The sequence below is a fragment of the Modestobacter sp. KNN46-3 genome (assembly GCF_011039295.1).
Window position 1 is genome coordinate 1 of the sequence record NZ_JAAKGN010000295.1, and the last position, 2,090, is coordinate 2,090.

Here is a 2,090-nt window from a genome sequence, read left to right on the forward strand (position 1 = left end):
AGTGTCCTACACCTGCCTGTGCCGGCGACCGCGGCTGCGTCGTCCGAGGGACGACGACACCCCGTTCGGGCGTCGCCGTCCCCTGCCCGGAGACCGGCTGGACTGCTAGCCTGACGCTCGCGTCGGGCAGCTCCCCCCGTGGCTGCCCGACGCCTTGACGCGCGTGCCGGGCCGGCCTCAGGCGGTGGGGCGCACCGCACCGAAGTAGTCGCTGCCGAACCACATGGGGCTGATCCGCACCACGTCCCCGCTCTGCGGAGCCTGGATGACCTTGTTGCCGCCGATGTACAGGGCCACGTGGTAGATCGAGTTGTAATTGCTGCCGCTCCCCCAGAACACCAGGTCGCCGGCCTGCAGGTCGTCGCGGCCCACCGTCCGGTCGCTGAAGCGGGCCCACTGCGCCCGGCTGGTGCCACCGATGGCGATGCCGGCCTGGGCGTAGGCGTACTCGGTCAGCCCCGAGCAGTCGAAGCCCCAGATGTGGGTGTCCGGCGGGATGCCGTAGCTGGGACCGCGGCTGCCGCCACCACCCCAGGAGTAGGGCAGGCCCTGCTGGGTCTTGGCCGCCGCGATGGCGGTCTGCACGGCCGACCCGGACGGGGCACCGGCGTTGTTCTGCACCGGGGCCGGCGCGGGGGCGGGCCTGGGTGCCACCGGGACCGGTGCGGGCGCGGGAGCCGGAGCCGGAGCCGGCGCGGGCGCCGGTGCCGGAGCGGGCGCCGAGCTGCCGCCCCCCGAGGACGACGACGGGGCGGACGGGGACGGCGAGGGAGCCGGGGCCGGGGCCGCGGCCCGCTGGGCGGCCGCACGCTCCTCGGCCGCCTGCCGCGCACCCTCCAGGCCGAACAGCGTCTGCTGCGCCTGCACGAGCTCCTGCTCCAGCTCGACCTGCTGGGTGACCAGGGCGGCGGCCTGGTCGCGGGCGGCGACCTCCTGCTCCTGCGCGGCGGCCAGCAGCTCGGCGGCCTCGGTCTTCAGCGTCTCGGCCGCGCCGACCGCCTGCTGGGCGGCCTGCTCGGCGACGGTCGCCTGCTCCTGCAGCACGGTGAGCTCGGTGACGACGTCGACCCGGTGCTCCCCCACGGCGCCGAGCAGCGCAGCGCGCTCGATGAGCTCTGCCGGTCCACCGGCGGTCATCAGCGCCCGCGCACCGGGGTTGGTGCTGCCCTGCTTGTAGCTGTCCCGGGCGAAGGCGGCGACCTCGCCCTTGCCCACCGCGACGTCGGCGGCGGCCTGGCCGGCAGCGACCTGCGCCGCGTCGGCTGCGGCGCGCGCCTCGTCGTAGGCGCCCTGGCGCTCCTCGTAGTCCTGCAGCGCGATCTGCGACCCGATGCGCGCATCGTCGACCGCGGCCTGCGCGCCGGCGAGCTGACCGGTGATCGCCCCGACCCGGGCGGCGGCCTCCTCGCGGGCCTGCTGGGCGGCGGAGATCTCGCCGTCGCTCGGTGCCGCCACGGCCGTCCCGGGGACGACCACCAGGCACGCGGCGACGACGGTGCCGGCGGCGAGCGCACGCCGCACCCAGCGGGCACCTGCTCGTCGTCCTGTGCTGACCTGCGTACCGACCTGTGCGTGCACGAACCCGACTCCTCCGTTGCCCGGCGCCAGGGTGTTCGGCGACGCCGGTCTCGACCAGTCCCGGCACACCCCTCGGGGTGTGCTCTCGCGGGGTCATCGACCGGATCGGGTGAACGGCTGAGCGCCGTCGGAGGGACCTCCCCCGTCGGGGTGAGGTCGATCAGCACGCACGGTGAGCAGCGACGCGCCGGCGACGGGCCGCACGCCGCCCATGACCAGGTGACCTGGTCGTGTGGGTACCTACCGCGCGGTCTGCCACCGGGGAGGTGCCCCGACGACCAGGTCACCTGATCCCGGGGTGGAGCGGGTCGGACGCCGGCGGTCCTAGTTGACCTGGCGCTCGGAGTCGGACCAGAAGGACTCGCGGAGCTTGAACTTCTGGATCTTGCCGGTGGCGGTGCGCGGGATGCCGTCACGGAACTCCACCCGCTTGGGGGCCTTGTAGCCGGCCAGCGTGGTTCGGCAGTGCGCGATGATGTCCGCCTCGGAGGCGGTGGCGCCCTCGGCCAGCA

Annotated in this window: 1 protein-coding gene and 1 pseudogene; both read right to left on the reverse strand. The window is 75.0% G+C overall.

Annotated features, from left to right (window positions below):
• Positions 1-177: 177 nt before the first annotated feature.
• Positions 178-1,578, reverse strand: a complete 1,401-nt coding sequence (locus G5C62_RS28820; RefSeq protein WP_277424826.1) for a C40 family peptidase — start codon at positions 1,576-1,578, stop codon at positions 178-180.
• 324 nt (positions 1,579-1,902) lie between these two features.
• Positions 1,903-2,090 (reverse strand): annotated as a pseudogene (locus tag G5C62_RS26650) (AMP-dependent synthetase); the annotation flags it as partial.